Genomic DNA, 17,992 nt, shown 5'->3' with positions numbered 1-17,992 from the left:
CAAACGCCGCCGACCCACCGACACCGACGGACCGACCGACACCGCCGCCCGCCGCCCCCGGACACACCATGGCCCCGGCCGGTGGTCCACCGGCCGGGGCCATGGTTCGGAACCGCTTGGTGTCGCTCAGGCCGCGACGACGTCCACGGCCTCGGTGGGCGCCTTCGGCGCCTTGATGGTGACCCGCTCGTCCGGACCGGACGGTACGGACGGAACCGCGCCCAGCAGCGGCCGCATAGGCGCGGCTGCCGACTCGACAGCAGCCGACTCGGCAAGCTCGGCAAGCGCCAGATCGTCGCTGACCTCCCGCATCACCTCGGACATCGGGACGTCCAAGGCGTCACAGATCGCGGAGAGCAGTTCGGAGGAAGCCTCCTTCTGCCCTCGTTCGACCTCCGACAGATAGCCCAGGGAGACCCGGGCGGATGAGGAGACCTCACGCAGGGTGCGGCCCTGACGCTGGCGCTGCCGACGCAGCACGTCACCGAGCAGGCGACGGAGCAGAATCATCGGTGGCTCCCTCCTCGGACCGCGAATTCGCAACCTTCTCGCCCCACCGTACCGCCTCCGGCACCGGCCGTGCGGGGAGCGATGACGTGTTCACTCAGGGCTGCAAACATCCCTTCCCCCCGCCGTCTTCCCTACCCTCGCCGCCGCGGATCCGTCGGGGGTATCCCGGCCCTTCACAAGCGTCTGCCGCAGGAGGGTCAGAGCGGCGTTCACCGTGGTGGCACGGATGGTGGCGCGGTCGCCGTCCAACCGCAGTCCCTCGCACCGCGTGCCGGCCGGCCCGGCGACCGCCACATAGACCGTTCCGACCGGCTGCCCGTCCTGCGGATCGGGTCCGGCGACACCGGTGGTCGCCAGCCCCCAGTCGGCGCGCAGCACGCCCCGCACACCCACCGCCATCTCTCGCGCGACCTCGGGGTCGACGGCCCCACGTTCGGCCAGCAGCGTGCCGTCCACGCCCAGGACGTCCCGCTTCAGTTCGGTGGCGTAGGCGGTGACCGAGCCGCGGAAGCACCGGGAGGCGCCCGGCACCGAGGTCAACTCGGCCGCCACCAGGCCGCCGGTCAGCGACTCGGCGACGGCCAGCGACTCCTGCCGCGCCTGCAGCAGGCCCAGGACGTCGGCGGCGGTGTTCACGCGCCCGTTCCCTGCTCCTCCGGGAGCTCCAGCGGCGTGTCCTGCGCGAGCCTCCCCTCCGTCCCGGTCGCCCGCTCGTGCGCCCGGCGCGCGGCGTCCGCGCGCTGCGCGGCCCGTCCGGCCCGGCGCATGACGACCGCCTGGCGCACGTAGTCCAGGCCCGTCACGACGGTGAGCACCACCGCGGCGCCCATCAGCACCGCCCGCGACGTCGCCAGCGGCCCGGTGAGGACGAGGATGTACATGCCGACGGCGACGCCCTGGGTGAGCGTCTTCAGCTTGCCGCCGCGGCTGGCCGGGATGACGCCCCAGCGGATCACCCAGAACCGCATCAGGGTGATGCCCAGCTCGCGGAAGAGGATCACCGCGGTGACCCACCAGGGCAGGTCGCCGAGGGCGGACAGCCCGATCAGCGCCGCGCCCATGATCGCCTTGTCCGCGATGGGGTCGGCGATCTTACCGAAGTCGGTGACCAGCCCGTAGCGCCGGGCCAGCTCGCCGTCGAAGAGGTCGGTGATCATCGCGATGGCGAACGCCGCCCATGCGAAGGAGCGCCACGCCGGGTCGTGCCCGTCGTCGTGCACCAGCAGCACGACGAAGCCCGGCACCAGGAGCAGCCGCACCATCGTCAGGACGTTGGCGATGTTCCACAGCGAGGGCCGCCGGGCCGCGGCCGCCTGGACGGCGGGCGCGGTCCCGTGATCGCCGGCGGCGGACGCCGGGACTCCCGTCATCTGCGGGCCTCCTCCGTCGTGCCAAGCGGCTCCGCGACCAGGTCGACGCCTTCGGTGTCCACCACCTTCGCCGCGGCGAACGTACCGGGCGCCAGGCCCTCCTGTGAGGTCAGGACGACCTGGCCGTCGGTCTCCGGCGCCTGGTGGGCGGCGCGGCCGACCGCGCCCTCCTCCTCGTCCACGGACTCGACCAGCACGTGCACCGTGGAGCCGAGCCGCTCCTCGGCGCGCTGCGCGGTCAGCTCCTCGGCCAGCCGGGACACCCGGGCCAGCCGTTCGGCCACCACGTCCTCGTCGAGCTTGTCCGCGTAGCCGGCCGCCTCCGTGCCCTCCTCGTCGGAGTAGCCGAAGACGCCGATGGCGTCCAGCCTGGCCGCGCCCAGGAAACGCTCCAGCTCCTCGAGGTCGGCCTCCGACTCCCCCGGGAAGCCGACGATGAAGTTGGAGCGGACCCCGGCCTCCGGCGCCTTGGAGCGGATGGTCTCCAGCAGCTCCAGGAAGTGCTCGGTGTCGCCGAAGCGGCGCATCGCGCGCAGCACCCCGGGAGCGGAGTGCTGGAAGGACAGGTCGAAGTAGGGCGCGACCTTCGGCGTCGAGGTGAGCACGTCGATCAGGCCGGGGCGCATCTCGGCGGGCTGCAGATAGCTGACGCGCACGCGCTCGATGCCGTCGACGGCGGCCAGTTCGGGCAGCAGCGTCTCCAGCAGCCGGATGTCGCCGAGGTCCTTGCCGTACGAGGTGTTGTTCTCGCTGACCAGCATGATCTCCTTGACGCCCTGCTCGGCCAGCCAGCGCGTCTCTCCGAGCACGTCGGAGGGGCGGCGGGAGATGAACGAGCCCCGGAAGGAAGGGATGGCGCAGAAGGAGCAGCGGCGGTCGCAGCCGGAGGCCAGCTTCACCGAGGCGACCGGGCTGTCGTCCAGGCGGCGGCGCAGCGGGGCGCGCGGTCCGGAGGCGGGTGCGAGCCCCTCGGGCAGGTCCTCGGGCAGGTCCTGCGGGGCGGAAGCGGGCTCGGGGGCGGCCTGCGCGTGGCCGGGCAGCGCCACCTCACTCGCTGCCTGCCGGTCGGACGGGCTGATCGGAAGCAGCTTGCGGCGGTCGCGCGGGGTGTGCGAGGCGTGGATGCCGCCGGAGAGAATCGTCTGCAGGCGGTCGGAGATGTTCGCGTAGTCGTCAAAGCCGAGCACGCCGTCCGCCTCGGGAAGGGCCTCGGCCAGCTCCTTGCCGTAGCGCTCGGCCATGCAGCCGACCGCGACCACGGCCTGGGTACGGCCATGGGCCTTGAGGTCGTTGGCTTCCAGCAGGGCGTCGACGGAGTCCTTCTTGGCGGCCTCGACGAAGCCGCAGGTGTTCACGACGGCGACGTCGGCGGCGGCGGCGTCGTCGACGAGCTGCCACCCGTCCGCCGCCAGCCGGCCGGCGAGCTCCTCGGAATCCACCTCGTTACGGGCGCAGCCGAGCGTGACAAGAGCGACGGTACGGGGTTCGGACATAGGCTCAGCCTACTTTGTCCCCGACGGGGCTCCGACGCGCAGCGGCGCCCGGCGCCGGGACGGGTGTCCTGCGCCGGGCGCCGCGGTGTCCGTGCGCGCCCGTGGAAGGGGGCGTCACCCTGCTTCCGGATCGCCGGGGGTGAAGGCGAGGCGCTGGACCTGACCGGGGTCGCCCGCCGGCCCGAGGTCCTTGCCGTTGACGAAGAGGTCGACCGCGCCCGCGTTGCCGATGATCAGGTTGATCTTGCTCTTGTCGGTGAAGGTCTTGGAGTCGCCCGGCTCCAGACTGCCCTGGTAGAGCTGCTTCCCGTTGCTGCCCACCGCCTGGATCCAGCTCTTGGCGTTCGTGGCGGTGAGCTTGACGGTGACCTTGTCGGCCGGCGCGGCGGCGATCGCGCTGTCGGACTCCTCGGGCCTCGGTGTGGTGCTCGTGGTGTTGCCGGGCGTCGTGGCCGCCGGGCTCGCCACGCTCGGCTTGCCCGCCACGGGCTCCTTGCCGCCTTCCTCGCCGCCGTTGAAGAGGGTGAAGCCGACGAAGCCGACGACGCCGACGATCGCCGCCACCATGGCGGCGGTCCAGTTGGGGCGGCGCGGCTCGGGACGCATCCGCTCCGCCTCGTACAACGGGGCCACGGGCGTCGGGGCGGGCGCACCGCCGTGCTCCGCCGTGAACTGCTCGACCAGGGCCTCGGGATCGAGGCCCACGGCGCGCGCGATCGCACGAATGTGGCCGCGGGCGTACACGTCGCCGCCGCAGCGGGAGAAGTCGTCCTGCTCGATCGCGTGCACGATGGGCGCGCGTACACGCGTTGTGGTACTGACCTCCTCGACGGTCAGGCCCGCGGCGACGCGGGCCTGTGCGAGGGCACGACCGACCGGGATCCGGTCGTCGGGGGGCGGGTTGCCGATGGACACGGGGGCGCCTTTCGAGCGTCTAGCCACCTGCTGGAGACCCAGTCTAGGGGGGTGTGCAAACGGACGGGCAAGCGGGCGGGCGTGGTTTGTCGGCCATCAGGATTGCCGTCCTCACCGGCGCCGATGGCAGTCGGCCATACGCCTTCCTCCTGCAATAACTTGACGTGCGGGCAGGAGCAACGGTTGCGCGCGACCCACTTACGAGTGAGCCACGGAACGGCTACGAACCGGCCTCGCCGCGGAGCACCGCGAGCACGGAGTCCATCTCGTCCGGCTTGACCAGAACATCCCGGGCCTTCGACCCCTCGCTGGGGCCGACGATCCCGCGCGATTCCATCAGGTCCATGAGCCTTCCCGCTTTCGCGAAGCCGACACGCAGTTTGCGCTGGAGCATCGAGGTCGAGCCGAACTGCGTGGAGACGACCAGCTCCGCGGCCTGGCACAGCAGGTCCAGGTCGTCGCCGATCTCCTCGTCGATCTCCTTCTTCGGTCCCGAGCCGACGACCACGTCCTCACGGTAGGAAGGGGTCAACTGCGCCTTGCAGTGGGCGACGACGGCGTGGATCTCCTCCTCCGTGATGAAGGCGCCCTGCATGCGGACCGGCTTGTTCGCGCCCATCGGCAGGAACAGACCGTCACCCTTTCCGATCAGCTTCTCGGCGCCGGCCTGGTCGAGGATGACCCGGCTGTCGGCCAGGGAGGAGGTCGCGAAGGCAAGCCGGGAAGGCACGTTGGCCTTGATCAGACCCGTGACGACGTCGACGCTGGGCCGCTGGGTGGCCAGGACGAGGTGGATGCCGGCGGCCCGGGCGAGCTGGGTGATGCGCACGATCGCGTCCTCCACGTCGCGCGGCGCCACCATCATCAGGTCCGCGAGCTCGTCAACGATCACCAGCAGGTAGGGGTAGGGCGCCAGTTCCCGCTCGCTGCCCTCCGGCGGCTTCACCTTGCCGCCGCGCACGGCCGCGTTGAAGTCGTCGATGTGCCGGAAGCCGTAGGCGGCCAGGTCGTCGTAGCGCAGGTCCATCTCGCGCACGACCCACTGCAGCGCCTCGGCGGCCCGCTTGGGGTTGGTGATGATCGGGGTGATCAGGTGCGGGATGCCCTCGTACGCGGTGAGCTCGACGCGCTTGGGGTCGACGAGCACCATCCGCACCTCGTCGGGTGTGGAGCGTGCCAGGACGGAGGTGATCAGGCAGTTGATGCAGGACGACTTGCCCGACCCCGTGGCGCCCGCGACGAGGATGTGCGGCATGCGCGCGAGGTTGGCCATGACGTAGCCGCCCTCGACGTCCTTGCCGAGACCCACCGTCATCGGGTGCTCCTCGCCGGCGGCCTCCGCCGAGCGCAGCACGTCGCCGAGGTTGACCATCTCCCGGTCGCTGTTGGGGATCTCGATGCCGACCGCCGACTTGCCGGGGATCGGGCTGATGATCCGCACGTCCGGACTGGCCACGGCGTACGCGATGTTCTTGGCGAGGGCCGTGATCCGCTCGACCTTGACGGCCTGGCCCAGCTCCACCTCGTAGCGGGTCACCGTCGGTCCGCGGGTGAAACCGGTGACCCGCGCGTCGACCTTGAACTGCGAGAAGACGCTCGTCAGCGACTCGACCACGGCGTCGTTGGCGGCGCTGCGGGTACGTCCGGGACCACCGCGCTCCAGCAGGTCCAGGGACGGCAGGGCATAGGTGATGTCCCCGGACAACTGGAGCTGCTCAGCACGCGGCGGCAGCGCCGCGCCCCGCTCGGGCGGGGCGGCCTTGGTGAGGTCGGGCACGGCCGGCCCCGACGCCTCGGCGGCGCCCGGGGCGGCCTCGGACGCGTCCGCCTCAGCGGTGCCCCGGATCTGCGGCAGGGAGTGGCTGACGAGGTCCGCGACGACCGACGAGCCGGGCACTCCGTAGGTGAGGGCGCCGTCGAGGTCCGCGGCCACCCCGTAGGCGAGGTCGACGGCGCCCAGTCCGTCGCTGGGCGTCAGATCGGGCAGGTCCGTCTGCTCCTGGCGGCGCCTGGAGCGGCGGCGCGGCTTGTCGGCGGCCTCCGGGGAGCCGCTCCCCTCCTCCAGCAGGTCGCTGAAGGGCACCGCGTCCTCCTCGGCCTCGGCGGCGCCCTCCTGCTCCACCAGGCCCAGCCGGATGCCGAGTTCGCGCAGTCGGCGAGGGATGGCGTTGACCGGGGTCGCGGTGGTGACCAGCAGTCCGAAGAAGGCCAGCAGCGCCAGCAGCGCCACCGCCAGCGGCGCCCCGACGGTGTAGTCGAGGGGCGCGGACGCGGCCCAGCCGATCAGCCCGCCCGCGTCGCGGATCGCCTCGGTGCCCTGGCTGCGGCCCGGGGAACCGCAGCCGATGTGCACCAGGCCCAGCACACCGACGCTGAGGGCGGTCAGGCCGATGACGATGCGCCCGTTGGCGTCGGTCCTCTGCGGATGGCGCATCAGCCGCCACACCACGGCGCCGACGAGGAACGGCACGAGCAGGTCCAGCCGCCCGAACAGCCCGGTGACCAGTATCTCGACCAGCTCGCCCACCGGGCCGCGCAGATCCGACCAGGTGCCGGTGGCCACGACCAGCGCGAGGCCGAGCAGCAGCAGCGCCAGGCCGTCCTTGCGGTGCGCCGGGTCCAGTCCGCGTGCGCCGCGCCCGACGCCGCGAAAGAGGGCGCCCACGGTGTGCGCCAGGCCGAGCCACAGCGCCCGGGCGACCCGGTACACGCCCCCCGTCGGGGAGGGCGCGGGCTTGGCCGCCGGTTTCGGCGCCGCCTTGGCCGGCGGCTTCTTGGCAGGAGGCTTCTTGGCCGCCGCCTTCTTCACGGGGGCCTTCTTCCCCGCGGGCCTGGCCGCAGGTGTGGCGGCAGCCTTCTTGGCGGTGCCGGACGTACGTGAGGCCATGACGGTGAGGTTACCGCTCCGTCCCGCGCACGACACGTGGGACCACGCGTACCGCCATTCGTGTCGTGCCTCTGGCGCGCCAAGGATGACTTTGCATCATATGGCGCATCCGCTTCACTCTTGCGGGGGAATCTTCTTGTCGCCGCCGGCGCCCGGCTTCAGCGCGTCCAGCGCGCGGCGCAGCCCGGTCAGCTTGCGCTCCAAGTGGGCCGCCGTGGCCACCGCCGCGGCGTCCGCGGACTCGTCCAGCTGCTTGGACAGCGCCTCCGCCTGCTCCTCCACGGCGGACAGCCGTGAGGAGAGCTCCACCAGCAGGCCCACGGACTCCTTGCCGCCGCCGGACCCCGCGCCCTGTTCCAGTTGCAGCCGCAGCAGGCCCGCCTGCTCCCGCAACTGGCAGTTCTTCTTGTAGAGGTCGACGAAGACCGAGACCTTGGCGCGCAGCACCCACGGGTCGAAAGGCTTGGAGATGTAGTCCACCGCGCCGGCCGCATAGCCGCGAAAGGTGTGGTGCGGACCGTGGTTGATGGCGGTGAGGAAGATGATCGGGATGTCCCGGGTACGCTCTCGCCGCTTGATGTGCGCCGCGGTCTCGAACCCGTCCATGCCCGGCATCTGGACATCGAGCAGGATCACCGCGAAGTCGTCGGTGAGCAGCGCCTTGAGCGCCTCCTCCCCGGACGATGCCCGCACCAGCATCTGATCGAGCGCGGAGAGGATGGCCTCCAGCGCCAGCAGATTCTCCGGCCGGTCATCGACCAGGAGGATCTTGGCCTTCTGCACCATGGCCCGCCCTCCTCGCCCCGGCACTGCACCGGTCGCCGCCCCCATGGACGACTCCTGAGCGCCGTCCGTCCTTGTGCCGGTCATGGTAGCCGTACCCCGCGTCCGCCACACCCTGTCACCGCCATGTCACTGCGCACGTAGCCGAAACGAAAGCGGAGTCCAGAAGGTTCCCGGACTCACGCACTTCCACACCTGTCCGCACACACGGCTCAGGGGCGGCTCACCGCCCGTCGCCGCCCGGTCGCCGGGAGGTGACGGGGCGGCGTCACCTGGACCGCATCCACTGCTCCATCTTCGCCAGCAGGTGATCGGTGTCCACCGGCTTGGCCACGTAGTCGGACGCCCCCGACTCGATGCTCTTCTCCCGGTCTCCCTTCATCGCCTTCGCCGTCAGCGCGATGATCGGCAGCCCGGCGAACTGGGGCATCCTGCGGATCGCCGCCGTCGTCGCGTAGCCGTCCATCTCGGGCATCATGATGTCCATCAGGACCACCGCGACGTCGTCGTGCTGCTCCAGGACCTCGATCCCCTCCCGGCCGTTCTCTGCGTACAGCACGGTCAGTCCGTGCTGTTCCAGCACGCTGGTGAGGGCGAACACATTGCGGACGTCGTCATCGACGATGAGCACCTTCTCGCCGCTGAAGCCGCCCGCGAAGCCGGTGTAGGCGTCGCTGTGCGCGCCCTCCGCCCACGGCTCGGACAGCGCGTGGCGCTCCGCCGGGCCGGCCGCCGCGGGCCGCTGCGCCGCCGAACGCCGGCGCAGCCTGGCCAGGCTGCTGCCCGCGCCCCGGCCGCGCACCGCCATGTGGCCGTGCGCCGGGACGGGCAGCGACTCGGCCGGCGCCCCCTCGACGTCCTCGGCCTCGGCGGAGGGGAGTTGCGGGTAGCCCTGCGGCGGCAGATCGGTGGTGTTGAGCGGCAGATACAGGGTGAAGGTCGAGCCACGGCCGGGCTGGCTGTCGGCGTGGATCTCGCCGCCGAGCAGCCGGGCGATCTCCCGGCTGATCGACAGGCCCAGGCCCGTACCGCCGTACTTGCGGCTGGTGGTGCCGTCCGCCTGCTTGAACGCCTCGAAGATGACCCGCATCTTGCTCGCCGCGATGCCGATGCCCGTGTCGGTCACCGAGAAGGCGACCAGCGGCTCGTCCGCGTCCCGCAGCGAACCGGACTCCAGCAACTGCTCCCGGATCGCCTGCGGCACGTCGGGGCCGGCGGGGCGGATGACCAACTCGACCGAACCGCTGTCGGTGAACTTCACCGCGTTCGACAACAGGTTGCGCAGCACCTGCAGCAGCCGCTGCTCGTCGGTGTGGAGCGTCGCGGGAAGCTCGGGGGAGACCCGCACCGAGAAGTCCAGGCCCTTCTCCGCGGTGAGCGGGCGGAAGGTGGCCTCCACGTAGTCGACCAGCTGGACCAGGGCGATACGGGTCGGGCTGACGTCCATCTTGCCCGCCTCGACCTTGGACAGGTCCAGGATGTCGTTGATGAGCTGCAGCAGGTCGGAACCGGCGCCATGGATGGTCTCGGCGAACTCGACCTGCTTGGGCGAGAGGTTGCCCTCGGCGTTGTCCGCGAGCAGCTTCGCCAGGATCAGCAGCGAGTTGAGCGGGGTGCGCAGCTCGTGCGACATGTTGGCCAGGAACTCGGACTTGTAGCGCATCGAGACCGCCAGCTGCTCGGCGCGCTCCTCCAGGACCTGCCGCGCCTCCTCGATCTCCGTGTTCTTCACCTCGATGTCCCGGTTCTGGCGGGCCAGCAGCTCCGCCTTCTCCTCCAGCTCCGTGTTGGACATCTCCAGCTGCTTCTGCCGGTTCTCCAGCTCCGCCGAGCGCTCGCGCAGCTGCTCGGTCAGCTCCTGCGACTGCTCCAGCAGGTACTCGGTCTTGGTGTTCACGCTGATGGTGTTCACGCTGACCGCGATCATGTCGGTGATCTGGCCCAGGAAGTCCTTCTGGATCTGCGTGAACGGCTGGAAGGAGGCCAGCTCGATCACCCCGAGCACCCGGTCCTCGAAGACCACCGGCAGCACGATGACATGCGCCGGCGACGCCTCGCCGAGACCCGAGGTGATCTTCAGATAGCCCGGCGGCACGTCCTCCACCAGGATCGAGCGCTTCTCGATCGCCGCCGTGCCGATCAGCCCCTCCCCCGGCAGGAACACCGTCGGCATCGTCCGCTTGGAGAAGCCGTACGAGCCGCACAGCCTCAGCTCGTAGCCCTCCTCGTGCTCCTCCCCGCCGGCCGGCTCCTCCGCGATGAAGAAGGCCCCGTGCTGGGCGGAGACCACCGGCGTCAGCTCGCTCATGATGAGCGCCGCCACGTCGTTGAGATCCCGGCGGCCCTGCATCAGGCCGGAGATGCGGGCGAGGTTGCCCTTGAGCCAGTCCTGCTCCTTGTTGGCGAGCGTGGTCTCGCGGAGTCGGACGATCATGGTGTTGATGTAGTCCTGCAGCTCCAGGATCTCGCCCGCCGCGTCCACGTCCGTGCGGATGTTGAGGTCGCCGCGGGTCACGGCGGTGGCCACCTGGGCGATGTTGCGCACCTGACGGGTCAGGTTGTTCGCCATCAGGTTCACCGACTCGGTGAGGTCCTTCCAGATGCCGGACACGCCCGGCACCCGCGCCTGACCGCCCAGGCGGCCCTCCGTGCCCACCTCGCGGGCCACCCGGGTCACCTGGTCGCCGAAGGCCGACAGCTGGTCGACCATCGTGTTGATGGTCGTCTTCAGCTCCAGGATCTCGCCGTGCGCGTCGACGTCGATCTTCTTGGACAGGTCGCCGCGGGCGACCGCCGTGGTGACCATGGCGATGTTGCGGACCTGGCCGGTCAGGTTGGAGGCCATGTTGTTCACCGACTCGGTGAGGTCCTTCCACGAGCCGGACACGCCCGGCACCCGCGCCTGACCGCCGAGGATGCCGTCGGTGCCCACCTCGCGGGCCACCCGGGTCACCTCGTCGCCGAAGGCGGAGAGCGTGTCGACCATCGTGTTGATGGTCTCGGCGAGCTGGGCCACCTCGCCGCGTGCCTCGACGGTGATCTTCTTGGTGAGGTCGCCGTTGGCGACGGCGGTGGCGACGGAGGAGATCGAACGCACCTGGCTGGTCAGGTTGTTGGCCATCAGGTTGACGTTGTCGGTGAGGTCCTTCCAGATGCCGGAGACGTCCCGCACCCGCGCCTGGCCGCCCAGTTGGCCCTCGGTGCCCACCTCGCGGGCCACCCGGGTCACCTCGTCGGCGAACGCGGAGAGCTGGTCGACCATCGTATTGACGGTGGTGACCAGGGCGAGGATCTCGCCCTTGGCGTCGACGGTGATCTTCTTGGACAGGTCGCCCTGGGCGACGGCGGTGGTGACCTCGGCGATGTTGCGCACCTGCATCGTGAGGTTGTTCGCCATGAAGTTGACGGACTGCGTCAGGTCCTTCCAGGTGCCCGACACGCCCTTCACCTCGGCCTGACCGCCCAGGATGCCCTCGGTGCCGACCTCGCGGGCCACCCGGGTCACCTCGTCGCCGAAGGCCGACAGCTGGTCGACCATGGTGTTGAGGACGTTCTTGAGCTCCAGGATCTCGCCGCGCGCGTCGACGTCGATCTTCTGCGACAGATCGCCGCGGGCCACCGCCGTGGCCACCTGGGCGATGTTGCGGACCTGCGCGGTCAGGTTGCCCGCCATGCCGTTCACGGAATCGGTGAGGTCGCGCCACACGCCGGCCACGCCCGGCACCTGCGCCTGGCCTCCGAGCCGGCCCTCGGTGCCGACCTCGCGGGCCACCCGGGTCACCTGCTCGGCGAAGGAGGACAGCTGGTCGACCATCGTGTTGATGGTGTTCTTCAGCTCCAGGATCTCGCCGCGCGCGTCGACGTCGACCTTCTGCGACAGATCGCCGCGCGCCACCGCTGTCGTCACCTGGGCGATCTGGCGGACCTGCGAGGTGAGGTTGCCCGCCATGAAGTTGACGGAGTCCGTGAGCTCCTTCCACACCCCGCTCACGCCGTCGACGCGGGCCTGACCGCCGAGGCGGCCCTCCGTGCCCACGTCCCGGGCCATGCGCGTGACCTGTCCGGCGAAGGAGGACAGCTGGTCCACCATGCGGTTCACGGTGTTCTTCAGCTCCAGCATCTCGCCGGAGACGTCGACCGTGACCTTCTGCGACAGGTCGCCGTTGGCGACCGCCGTCGTCACCTGCGCGATGTTGCGGACCTGGCCGGTCAGATTGCGGAACGCGGTGTTCACCGAGTCCGTCAGGTCCTTCCACAGACCCGCCGCACCCGGCACCTGCGCCTGACCGCCCAGCTCACCTTCGACACCGACCTCACGCGCCACCCTGGTCACTTCGGCGCCGAAAGCCGACAGCTGGTCGACCATCGTGTTGACGGTGTTCTTCAGCTCCAGCATCTCGCCGGAGACGTCCACCGTGACCTTCTGCGACAGGTCGCCGTTGGCTACCGCCGTCGTCACCTGCGCGATGTCGCGCACCTGGCCGGTCAGATTGCGGAACGCGGTGTTCACCGAGTCCGTCAGGTCCTTCCAGGTGCCGGCGGCACCGGGCACCTGCGCCTGACCGCCGAGCCGGCCCTCCGCGCCGACCTCGCCCGCGACCCGGGTCACCTCGTCGGCGAAGGTGCGCAAGGTCTCGGTCATCGCGTTGACGGTCTCGGCGAGCTGCGCGACCTCGCCGCGCGCGCCGATGGTGATCTTCTGCGACAGGTCGCCGTTGGCGACCGCGGTGGTCACCTGCGCGATGTCGCGCACCTGGGCGGTGAGATTGCCGGCCATCAGGTTGACGGAGTCCGTGAGGTCCTTCCACACCCCGTCGACGCCGGCCACCTTGGCCTGCCCGCCCAGCTGCCCCTCGGTGCCCACCTCGCGCGCGACGCGGGTCACCTCGGCGGCGAAGGAGGAGAGCTGGTCGACCATCGTGTTGACGGTGTTCTTCAGCTCGAGCATCTCGCCGTCCACGTGCACGGTGACCTTGCGCGACAGGTCGCCCTTGGCGACCGCCGTCGTGACGAGAGCGATGTCGCGGACCTGCGCCGTCAGACGGGACGCCATGGTGTTGACCGAGTCGGTGAGGTCCTTCCAGGAACCGGACATGCCACGCACCCGCGCCTGACCGCCCAGCTTGCCCTCGGTGCCGACCTCGCTCGCCACCCGGGTCACCTCGTCGGTGAACGTGGAGAGCTGGTCCACCAGCCCGTTGACGGTGCGGCCCACCTTGAGGAACTCTCCGCGCAGCGGGTGCCCGGACCCGTCGGCGCCCTGCGAGCGCAGGTCCATCCGCTGCTCGAGGTCGCCCTCCGCGACCGCCGACAGCACCCGGCCGACCTCGGACACCGGGCGTACGAGATCGTCGACGAGCGCGTTGGAGGCGTCGATGGCCGCCGCCCAGGCGCCCTCGCACGTTCCCGTCTCCAGGCGCTCGGCGAGCTTGCCCTCGCGGCCCACGACCCGCCTCACCCGCGCCAGCTCCCCCGTCAGGTGCTGGTTGCGGTCGGCCACCTCGTTGAACACCGCGGAGATCTCCGCCATGAGCCCGTCGCCGGTGACCGTCAGCCTCTTGCGGAAGTTGCCGTCCCGCATGGATTCGAGCGCGGACAGCAACCGGTGCAGGGCCGCCGAGTCGACCTCCACCGTCCCCGCGCCGGCCCCGCTCGGACGCGACCGCACGTTCTTGACCCGTGCGGTACCGCCCCGCTTCGCCGCGGATGCCGCGCCGCCTCGCGCCGATGCGCCAGACTCCACCGTGTCCCTCCCGGAGGGTCGACCGACCTGCAGGTGCCTCGTTCAGGCATGACCAGTGTTTCACCATGCCCGGGCCCGGCCATAACAGTTCGGCAGCATCGCATATGACCGGCGTCACGATCGGGGCAGGAACACGCCCAACCGGCACACATGCGGTCGCCGGGGGTAAGTAACCTGGCATGCGGTTGCCCACCTTGGGCCGGGCGTACACCTCGAAGTGGGGGCCGGTGGTGACAGTACAGCGGACGACAAACGGTGACGTCCCGGGACAAACAAGGAGATCAGTGATCACGGCGCGCGCGGCGGCCACCTTCGAACCCGTGGGACGCTCGGTCGCCACCGCACGCGCGTTCGTCCGGGACACCCTCCAGGGATGGGGCTTCTCCGAGGTGGTCGACGACGCCGTCGTCCTCACCAGTGAACTCGTCACCAACGCCGTCGTCCACGCCGGCACCGCGGCGGACGTCCGGTGTCTGCGCTTCGAGTCCGCCGTACGGATCGAGGTCGCCGACCGCTACCCCGAACGCGAGCTCCCGCTCCACGACGCCAAGAAGCAGGTCCACCCCGACCACGAGGGCGGCCGCGGGCTGCTCCTGTGCTCGGCGCTGGCAAGCCGCTGGGGCGTGGAGTACACCTCGGCCGACAAGCAGGTCTGGTTCCGCCTCGACCTCCCCCGGCGCCCCGCGGGAACCCGCTCGGCCGGACCGGCCCTGCCGGTCCAGGCGCTGCCGCTGGCCGACGAACGGGTCCGCGTCGCCGTCGTCCAGGTCGACCGGGACGGCATCATCACCCGCTGGAACCAGGACGCCGCGGAACTCTTCGGCCACCCCGGCGACCAGGTCACCGGCAAGCCCCTCGGCGACTTCGCCGCCTGGCCGCAGACCCCGGGCACCGGACACGGCATCGCGGAGGCACTGCGGCTGTCCCGCTGGGAGGGCAGCTACGGCGTCCGCGATGCCGACGGCCGGATCCTCCCCGTCTACGGCACGCACCTGCGGGTGCGCGACTCCTCCGGAGATCCGTCCACCGTGTGCCTGCTGGTGCGCGAGGGCGAGCGCGCCGTCCTGCAGAACCCGGGGCGCGGCATGGTCGCCGTCGAGGGCGGCGTCGAACGCGGCAAGGCCGTGGACCCTTTCGAGTCCTTCATCGGCTCCCCCGCGCCCGACGACCTCGACGGGCTGCTGCAGCGCACGGTCGAGCGCGCCCGCGACATGCTCGACGGCGACGCCGCCTACCTGCTGCTCGCCACCGACGACGAGACCGAGTTGGAGGTGCGGGCCTCCACCGGCCTCCCGTCCGCCCGGCAGCGCTTCGCACGCGTCCCCGTCGAGGCCGGCACCGGTCGCTACGGCAGCGCCCGCATGCCCGCCGTCCACGAGGACCTCACAGCGGTGCCCGGGGCCGTCCCGCTGCTCGCCGGCACCGGCATGCGCTCCGTGGTCACCGTCCCCCTCAAGGTCGAGGGCCGCCTCACCGGCTCGCTCGGCGTGGCCGCGGAAAGCCCCGGCCGCTACACCAACGAGGAGGCGTTGCGACTGCAGTTCGCCGCCGACCGCATCGCGCTCGCGGTGGAGAGCGCCCGCCTCACCGAGCTCGAACGGCTGCGCCGCGGCTCGCTGTCCTTCCTGGTCGAGGCCTCCGACCTGCTGGCGGGCACCTTGGAACGCGACCAGACGCTGGCCCTGATGGCCCAGATGACGGTGCCCACCCTCGCCAACTGGTGTGCCGTGTACACGATCGCCGACCAGTCCTCGGAGCCCGAGCTCGCCTTCGTCCTCCACGAGGACGAGGACCGCATCGACGGCATCAAGGCCCTGCTCTCCCGCCTCGCCCCTCCGGAGCCCGACCCCACCCCCGGGGCCCGGACGTGGACGGCCCCCACCGACGCCGCCCACTCCACGGCCCTGCGCGCCTCCCTGCGCAGCCTCGGCCTCGGCGAGGCCGGGCGGCCCGCTTCAGGGCCCGGCACGGCCCTGGCCACCGCTGCCGCCGTCGGCGGCGAGACGGTCGTCCTGCCGCTGGTGGCCCGCAACCGCGTCATCGGCATGCTCACACTCGGCAAGTCCGCCGACGAACGCTTCCGACAGGAGATCCTCGAACTCGCCGAGGACCTCTCCCGCCGCGCCGCCCTCGCCCTGGACAACGCCCGCCTCTACAGCGAGCGCACGGCCATCAGCCAGTCCCTCCAGCGCAGCCTGCTGCCGCCCGGCGTGCCGGCGATCCCCGGCGTCGAGGTCGAGGTCGTCTATCGCGCGGCCGGTGAGGGCAACGAGGTCGGCGGCGACTTCTACGACGTGTTCCCCATCAGGGACGGCTGCTGGGGCTTCGCCATCGGCGACGTGTGCGGCACGGGCCCCGAGGCCGCGGCCGTGACCGGTCTCGCCCGGCACGCGCTGCGTCTGCTCGCCCGTGAGGGCTTCAGCGGCCCTTCGGTGCTGGAGCGACTCAACGCGGCCATTCTGGACGAGGGGGCACGAAGCCGCTTCCTCACCTTGCTCTACGGCGAGATGTGGCCGCAGAGCGACGGCAGCGCCCTCCTGAAGGTCGTCTGCGCCGGTCACCCGCTGCCGCTGCGACTGCGGCAGAACGGCGTCGTGGAACCCGCCGCGGAACCGCAGCCGCTGCTGGGCGTCATCGAGGACCTCGAACTCGTCGAGCAGAGTGTGACCCTCGACCCCGGCGACGTCCTGCTCTGCGTCACCGACGGCGTCACCGAACGCCGCGAGGGCGCCCGTATGCTCGGCGACGACGGTCTCGCCGACGTCCTCGCGACCTGCACCGGCCTCACCGCCGGAGCCGTCGCCGCCCGCATCCAGCGGGCCGTGGAGCGCTTCGCGTCGGACGCGCCCTCGGACGACATGGCCATCCTGGCGATGCGCGTCCCGGAACTGCCGGTTTGACGGGGCCGGTCCCACAGCGCACGGAAACAGGAAAGGCCCCCGCCATCGGGCGGGGGCCTTTCCTCTTCAGAGCCCCAATACGGAATCGAACCGTAGACCTTCTCCTTACCATGGAGACGCTCTGCCGACTGAGCTATTGGGGCGCGTCGACGTGAAGGATCTTAACCCATGCACGCCCTGGTCCGGAAATCCGCTCGACGCGCGGCCGGCCCGAAGGCCACGGCTCAGAGCAGACCGCCGAGCGTGTTGCACGCCGTGGCCAACCGCTCCAACTCCTTCTCCGTCAGCCCCGGGTGGACGGGCAGCGACAGCGTCTCGCCGGCCGCCTTCTCCGTCCTGGGCAGATACGAGCTCGACCGGTACTCCGGCATACGGTGCAGGGGCGTCCGGATACTGACGTCCGCCCGCACGCCCCGGCCGGCCAGAGCCATGGCGAACGCGTCCCGGTCCGGCCTTCCGTTGCCCGGTATGCGGACCGTGTACCGGTGGTAGACGTGGTGGGCTCCGGGCTCCACATACGGCACGAGGACGCCGGTGAGCGCCGAGTCCAGGTACCGGCAGTTGGCCCGCTGCCTGGCCACGGCCCCGGGGAGCTTCGCCAACGACCCCCGGCCGGAAGCCGCCTTGGCGTCGGTCATCCTGGCCCTCATGTGCACGGTGTCCCGGAGCCGCTTGACCGCGCCGGCCAGTTCGGGGTGCTCCGTGGTCACCACGGCGCCCTCCTCGACGGCGAACACGCTCAGCGCGCCGTAGGTGCCCACCCGCCGTCCGGCCAGTGTCGCCGCCTGGGCCTGCGTGGCGTCCTCGACGATCGCCAGACCGTGCCGAGCCGCGACGTCGACGATCTGGTCCACGGCCGCGGGGTGTCCGAAGAGGTGCACTGGCAGGATCGCCGCCGTGAGGGGGGAGGTCACCGCGGCGACAGCCTCCGGGTCGAGGCAGAACGTTTGCGGGTCGATGTCGGCGAAGACCGGCACCGCACCGGCCTGCCGCACCGCTGCCGCGGTCTCCACCGGCGCGAACGACGGCAGGATCACTTCCTCGCCGGCACCGATGCCGAGCGACACCAGCGCCAGCCTCAGAGCGGAGGTGGTGGAATCCACGGCAACGGCATGACGCCCGTCCACCGCGGCTGAGAACTCGTCCTCCAGCGCGGCCACTTCCGCACCCCGAACCAGAGACTGCTGCATCAGGCTCACCTCCACGTACCCGGTCCGGCAAGGATTGCCGCAGCGGATGATGCGCTCCTGATCTGCACATGAACAGAGGGTGTGGATACGCCAAAAAGCGGTGCCCCCGGACCAGGTCCGGGGGCACCGCTTTCAATGATTGTTCGGCGGCGTCCTACTCTCCCACAGGGTCCCCCCTGCAGTACCATCGGCGCTGAAAGG

10 protein-coding genes and 1 tRNA gene are annotated in these 17,992 nt (G+C 71.1%); 1 reads left to right on the top strand and 10 read right to left on the bottom strand.

Annotated features, from left to right (window positions below; all coding sequences use genetic code 11):
- Positions 1–126 precede the first annotated feature (126 nt).
- The 8 genes from ACRWND_RS10675 to ACRWND_RS10640 form a co-directional block, all read right to left on the bottom strand.
- Positions 127–510 carry a helix-turn-helix domain-containing protein gene (locus ACRWND_RS10675; RefSeq protein WP_089228334.1) on the bottom strand — a complete coding sequence of 128 codons (384 nt, stop codon included), beginning with the start codon at positions 508–510 and terminating at the stop codon, positions 127–129.
- Between the two features lie 90 nt (positions 511–600).
- Positions 601–1,146, bottom strand: coding sequence for a CinA family protein (locus ACRWND_RS10670; protein ID WP_431948424.1), 546 nt, complete (start codon positions 1,144–1,146; stop codon positions 601–603).
- On the bottom strand, positions 1,143–1,880 hold the full coding sequence (gene pgsA, locus ACRWND_RS10665) for a CDP-diacylglycerol--glycerol-3-phosphate 3-phosphatidyltransferase (protein WP_431948422.1): 738 nt from the start codon (positions 1,878–1,880) through the stop codon (positions 1,143–1,145). The genes ACRWND_RS10670 and pgsA overlap by 4 nt, the downstream gene beginning before the upstream one ends.
- Positions 1,877–3,373: a 30S ribosomal protein S12 methylthiotransferase RimO gene (rimO, locus tag ACRWND_RS10660; RefSeq protein WP_431948420.1), complete on the bottom strand. Its 1,497-nt coding sequence runs from the start codon at positions 3,371–3,373 to the stop codon at positions 1,877–1,879. Before rimO ends, pgsA begins: the two co-directional genes overlap by 4 nt.
- A gap of 114 nt (positions 3,374–3,487) precedes the next feature.
- On the bottom strand, positions 3,488–4,288 hold the full coding sequence (locus ACRWND_RS10655) for a helix-turn-helix domain-containing protein (protein WP_431948418.1): 801 nt from the start codon (positions 4,286–4,288) through the stop codon (positions 3,488–3,490).
- Between the two features lie 220 nt (positions 4,289–4,508).
- Positions 4,509–7,175: a DNA translocase FtsK gene (locus tag ACRWND_RS10650; protein WP_431948416.1), complete on the bottom strand. Its 2,667-nt coding sequence runs from the start codon at positions 7,173–7,175 to the stop codon at positions 4,509–4,511.
- Between the two features lie 114 nt (positions 7,176–7,289).
- Positions 7,290–7,961, bottom strand: a complete 672-nt coding sequence (locus ACRWND_RS10645) for a response regulator (RefSeq protein ID WP_431948414.1) — start codon at positions 7,959–7,961, stop codon at positions 7,290–7,292.
- A 265-nt stretch (positions 7,962–8,226) separates the two neighbouring features.
- Positions 8,227–13,539, bottom strand: coding sequence for a HAMP domain-containing protein (locus ACRWND_RS10640; protein ID WP_431948499.1), 5,313 nt, complete (start codon positions 13,537–13,539; stop codon positions 8,227–8,229).
- A gap of 446 nt (positions 13,540–13,985) precedes the next feature.
- Here ACRWND_RS10640 and ACRWND_RS10635 point away from each other — a divergent pair, with 446 nt between their 5' ends.
- Positions 13,986–16,601, top strand: coding sequence for a SpoIIE family protein phosphatase (locus ACRWND_RS10635; RefSeq protein WP_431948412.1), 2,616 nt, complete (start codon positions 13,986–13,988; stop codon positions 16,599–16,601).
- A 70-nt stretch (positions 16,602–16,671) separates the two neighbouring features.
- On the opposite strand, the gene ACRWND_RS10630 is transcribed toward ACRWND_RS10635, so the two are convergent.
- Together ACRWND_RS10630 and ACRWND_RS10625 are read right to left on the bottom strand one after the other, a co-directional pair.
- A tRNA-Thr gene (locus tag ACRWND_RS10630) sits at positions 16,672–16,744 on the bottom strand.
- Positions 16,745–16,825: 81 nt separating this feature from the next.
- Complete coding sequence (locus tag ACRWND_RS10625; RefSeq protein WP_431948498.1) at positions 16,826–17,800, bottom strand: DegT/DnrJ/EryC1/StrS family aminotransferase; 975 nt, start codon at positions 17,798–17,800, stop codon at positions 16,826–16,828.
- Between the last annotated feature and the right edge of the window lie 192 nt (positions 17,801–17,992).

Origin of the sequence: Actinacidiphila sp. bgisy167 (assembly GCF_965342175.1) — a bacterium.
Taxonomy (GTDB): Bacteria; Actinomycetota; Actinomycetes; order Streptomycetales; family Streptomycetaceae; genus Actinacidiphila.
The sequence above is the reverse complement of the archived record's forward strand: the minus strand, read 5'-3'. Positions and strand labels throughout refer to the sequence as shown.